The sequence below is a fragment of the uncultured Jannaschia sp. genome (genome assembly GCF_947494055.1).
In the GTDB taxonomy this organism is placed as follows: domain Bacteria; phylum Pseudomonadota; class Alphaproteobacteria; order Rhodobacterales; family Rhodobacteraceae; genus Jannaschia.
Genome location: NZ_CANLTR010000092.1, coordinates 1 through 4,864, shown reverse-complemented (window position 1 = coordinate 4,864; position 4,864 = coordinate 1). Strand labels below are relative to the sequence as shown.

The following is a 4,864-nucleotide window of genomic DNA, read 5'->3' as shown; positions in this document are numbered from 1 at the left end:
GTCGTCTGCTGTCGGTCGATGCCGTCAATGAAACCAGCCATCCTGACCCCCAAATGCCTCGGGAAAGTATAGCATGATAGGCAGTTTCCACACAGCCTCGGCCCATTGCCGACCTTGGCTTCACGTTCAGGCGCTGCGGCGCAGCTTCACCAGACCGGTTATCGGTGCGTCGCTCAGCGTTCCGGTGACTGTAGTGACCGGGTTGCGAACAAGGTTCGCCAGTTGCCTGAGCTTTTTAAGGTTGTTTTGTCGAGCAGCTTCAATCTATTAATTCAAAAAAAATACGCTCTCGCGCAAGGCGATCCGCAAAAGAGCTTAGAGGATCTTCAATGCCCAGCTCAGCCTTTGCCCTATTCAATGGTCGCCGCAGAAGAGAGGTTGTGGAGTTGGCCGATGTCTTCGAGGCGGTCAATGATCGCCGAGGCCCGAACACAAAGCATGCGTTACTCAACGGTGCGCTTGTTCTCCTTGTCTCCAGTTGGGAAATCTACTGTGAAGAGGTTTGCAGACAGGCCGCTCAAAAAATTCTTGAACGTAACCATCTTCGGTTCGATCAGATCACTGACCAACTTCGAAGAGACTTGCTGATCTACGCTGGAAGCGAGTTCAAAGGCAACCAAGACCCGCTTGACGAAAAGGTCGCCTTGCTGCCTGACGAAGGCTGGAAACAACTCCTTAGCGACCGGTTGGACGAGTATATTCGCGATTTCAACACCCCGAAGTTCAGTCGTCAGCGCGGCAAGGATTTAGACGGTCTTTTTCGACTCGTGCTCGGGGCCAGAATATCGGCCGCCATTGACAACTTCTTAGCAGAGCCCGGGCTCTGCAACCGATTGGATGCGATTGTCACGCTGCGGGGCGAGATCGCTCATACGGGTGAGGCGGCCCCGGAAGATCGTCTTACTGCGGATACTATCAGGCAACACACGGCCTCATTTGTCGAAGCGGCCGCGGCTACCGATGTGGTCATACATCGCGATTTTCGCGAAAGATTCGGCTTCGCTCCATGGCACATAACTAACCAAGTGCGCGAAGCTATTCGTGAGCCAGTTCGCAACGGCCTTTGAAGTGCTCCGTCGCGGTAGGCCTGACTGGAGGCGGGGCGTGAATTTCTGCCCTTGAACGAAGTGTGGCTTCGGTCACTTCGGGCTCCGAGCGGCCTTGCGGCGCCGAAGCCGAAAGCCGGGAAACCGCCGCTGTCCAAACTGGCCCACACCGGGTTTCAGGATTTGCTCGGATGCTGCATCGCATCATCCGCGAAAATGGCACTTCCTCCTCCAACCGAAGAAGCAGCTGTTACAAGACGGAACCAATGTCGTTCTGTTCAGCAGTCTGATCCGAGCATCAGAACCTTGAAAGCAGAGTGCTGCAACGCCGGGCGCGCAACCTTTGGTAGTTGCCGGGTCAAAGATTTTAAGGCAAACTCAAACGTAAGTTCAAGAGCAGCGCGTTGAATGTCGAACCCTTACATAATTTCCCCAAATTGCATTCTAACTCGAATCACCGGATCGAACGAAAGCTTGGAGAGCTATTGCGCCGGCTTCGAACTATCCGAGTGGCGTTGCTCTGGTCTCGCTGACAATCTGATCGAATGGATCATAGATTACGCTCTAAAGTCTGACGAACTTCGCGACACCAATCATACCAACACTTTTGTTCGGCTCAAGCAGGCAGCTTCCAGAGTTTACATCAGTGAAAAATATGAACGTCGTGGCGAGGTGGGGGAAATTGCTGCTCACGCCGTTTGTCGGACTTATTTCAATACGATACCCATCGCGGCCAGAGTTAACTATTTGAGCGCATCAAACGATCCGGTAAAAGCATTTGACTTAGTTCATGTTAGGTATGTCGGAGATAACGAGATAGAGCTTTGGCTTGGGGAAGCGAAATTCTTCAAGAACCGGAACGATGCGATTAAGGATGCAATCGCATCCATAACCGGGCACATCACGGCGGGCTTCCTCAAGAACGAGAAGTTACTCCTTGGGCCGCAAGTATCCAACGACATCCCGCACAGCGCAAAGATACAGAAGCTTCTGTCTGCGGAAACTTCTTTAGATGAGCTAATTACCAATGCAGTTTTCCCTGTTCTGATTGCCGCGAATAGCGATGCGACAGAAAGCCACGTATTGCTAAATGACGATTATAGCGCTGGGGTGGATGCAGAGATGCAAGCTCTGTGGGGGAAGTTAAAAGCGTCAGGGCTGACCGAAAAAATAAAACTGAAGCTCATTTACGTCCCGTTGGGTGATAAGGATGCGCTCAATAAAGCCTTCGATGACCGCCTTAAAGGGCTTCAAATTGCGTAAGGTGTAAAAAATGCCCGGTCTGAATATAAACTGGAAAGACCTCAATACGCTTTCTGGTTCCGATTTGAAGCGCGAAGTGTTCCGAGTGCTGCAAGCTGCGTCCTTCGCTATCCAGACAACGGATGCCGATGACCCAAGCTTGCTTGAGGTTGTTCCCAGACTTGCTGACCTCTTAGACACGCACCCCGACGAACTCCTAAGCTATCGGCCCCTTGTGAGCTCCTTGGCCCGTTCCACAGGCCTTTGGAACTACATCGAAACTGAGTGGGCAGACGACACAGACGCATTTGTCGCTGAGGCTGTAACCGCTTCCGAATTGGGAGGGGTAACGTTTCACCGCGAACAGATCAAAGCTTTGGATGCTCTCCTCGCGGGTCGAAATCTTATCTTGAGCGCCCCAACCAGTTTTGGAAAGAGCTTGCTGATCGACGCTCTACTGTCGACTGAACGTTATCGGCGTGTCGCAATTGTGCTTCCGACGATTGCACTACTCGATGAATTCAGAAGACGCTTTCGAGATCGCTTTTCAGAAAAATTCAGGCTCGTGATGCATCAGAGCGAGACATCGACGGAGAGTCCGACGATCTTCCTTGGGACCCAAGAACGGCTGATATACCGGGAAGATTTGGGAAACTTAGACCTCACTGTTGTTGATGAGTTTTACAAGCTTGATCCGGACAGGCGTGACGAGCGGAGCATCACACTTAACGCTGCGGTCTACCGCTTGCTGAAAAGGTCCAAGCAGTTTTTCTTTCTTGGGCCCAATATCGACAAAATATCTGTCGCGCCAGATTCCCGATGGAACTTCGAATTCCTGAGAACTCGGTTTTCTACAGTAGCGGTAGAGACCTTGGACCTTCGATCGGTGCCAGACAAGCGCGAACGTCTGATCGAAGAAATTGGCGAAGATAAAAACTGGCCTGCACTTGTCTTCATCTCGTCACCGGGCAGAGCCAACAAACTTGCAATTGAGCTTTCTGAAAAGATGGCCGTGGCAGAAGACACAAGCGACTTCGCCACCTGGTTGCAGAACAATATTGGGCGGAACAATTTCCTATCTGTCGCAGTCGACTATGGGTTTGGTGTCCATCATGGTCGCATTCCGCGAGCAATTGCTGGACAAATGGTTCGCCTCTTTAATCAAGGTAAGCTGCCTATACTTCTCTGCACTTCAACGCTCATTGAAGGCGTCAACACGGCGGCAAAGACCGTGATGATCTTTGACAAGAAGATTAATCGGGACTCGTATGACTTCTTCACCTACTCAAATATCAAGGGGCGCGCCGGGCGGCTCGGACAGCATCATGTCGGCCACGTTATTGTCTTCAATGATATCCCTGAGCACACCGAGCTGGAAGTCAGCCCAACACTGTTTTCAGAGGATGACGAGCTACCCGACGAGTATATCGTTCATATCGACAAACCGGATAGGTCAAAGCGATCAGATGACAGATTTCGTTACTACCGCGACAGGTTAGGTCTCGAGGGCGACGAACTCAAATTGGCGTCTTCAATCGGATTGGAAACGTCCGTAGCCATAAAGGAAAAAGTAGTGAAGTCGCTTGAAGAGAGCGACAGATTGATTTGGGCGAACTGGCCAAGATGGCCCGAAATTCTTGAGGTCTGTGATGTAATCTGTTCTCATCAGAATGTCGGTTCTTTTGGGGCGTTCAATACCAGGCAACTTGCTACACTCATCGACAGACTTCGAAAGGCAAATAGCCTGAGAGGATTCCTGCTGAGTCAGGATCAGAGCTACAAAGGGCAACCCGAAAACCGAGACAACATCTTCAAATTCTTGCGGGCTTGCGAGTATGGTTTACCTCAGAACTTTGCATTGGTAGAGTTGTTTGTTCGCCAATCCTCGCCGCAAGCCGACTACAGCCTGTTTTTCGGCAGCATTGGTAGCTGGTTTCAGCCTGAAATTCTCAAGGAGTTGGACGAAGAAGGGGTGCCAGTTCAGATTTCGCAGGCCTTCTACGTTGACGGTGACACCAAGACGACCTTGAGGAACCGCTTGTCCGAAGCCATTCAGGACCCCAAGGAAGCACTATCAGAATTTGAGCGTGAGTGGTTGCGGCAAGCTTTGTAAAGGAGTTTCAGCTAAAGCAGGGTATTGTTGCAGAACTCTGACTTCGGACGATTCACATGGTGAATCCATGCGGTTAGGCGGGACGCATGAGCAAGCCTCCTCCCTCCCGCTACCGCACGACGAACTGGTCCAGCTATAACGCCGCGTTGCGCAAGCGCGGCTCGATGCTGATCTGGGTTGACCAGGAGATGGCTTGGCTGGCGCCGCATGAAGGGCGCATGGGGCGCCCGTCCGTCTTCTCGGATGCTGCCATCCAGTTCTGCCTCTCGGTCAAGGTGTGTCAACGCCGACTGAATTTTCCTCAGAAGTGCCGAAGTAAAATTCCTCACTCTGGCGGGTCCGGTAATCAGCCGGGATCAGGGATTGGCGGCTCCGTTCTTGGGCGAGCGGCCACGTCGCTTCGGTGGCGGGGGCGGTGCGATCGGAGCGTTGGCGCGGACGTGTTCGGGGATGAGATCGGCGT

General features: G+C 52.1%; 3 protein-coding genes and 1 pseudogene. All 4 read left to right on the top strand.

Going from position 1 to position 4,864, the window contains the following annotated elements; all coding sequences use genetic code 11:
* The first annotated feature begins 329 nt into the window (after window positions 1-329).
* Window positions 330-1,067, top strand: coding sequence for a HEPN domain-containing protein (locus Q1A87_RS22875; RefSeq protein ID WP_299656990.1), 738 nt, complete (start codon window positions 330-332; stop codon window positions 1,065-1,067).
* A gap of 453 nt (window positions 1,068-1,520) precedes the next feature.
* Window positions 1,521-2,309 carry a DUF1837 domain-containing protein gene (locus Q1A87_RS22870; RefSeq protein WP_299656987.1) on the top strand — a complete coding sequence of 263 codons (789 nt, stop codon included), beginning with the start codon at window positions 1,521-1,523 and terminating at the stop codon, window positions 2,307-2,309.
* Window positions 2,310-2,319: 10 nt separating this feature from the next.
* Window positions 2,320-4,401 (top strand): DEAD/DEAH box helicase, encoded by a 2,082-nt coding sequence (locus Q1A87_RS22865; protein WP_299656983.1) that lies wholly within the window; start codon window positions 2,320-2,322, stop codon window positions 4,399-4,401.
* Between the two features lie 86 nt (window positions 4,402-4,487).
* A pseudogene (locus Q1A87_RS22860) lies at window positions 4,488-4,679 on the top strand (transposase); the annotation flags it as partial.
* Between the last annotated feature and the right edge of the window lie 185 nt (window positions 4,680-4,864).

What these genes read in the sequence shown, in the direction of transcription:
- Q1A87_RS22875 (WP_299656990.1), top strand. Translation starts at nt 330, where the DNA reads ATGCCCAGCTCAGCCTTTGCCCTATTCAATGGTCGCCGCAGAAGAGAG.
- Q1A87_RS22865 (WP_299656983.1), top strand. Translation starts at nt 2,320, where the DNA reads ATGCCCGGTCTGAATATAAACTGGAAAGACCTCAATACGCTTTCTGGT.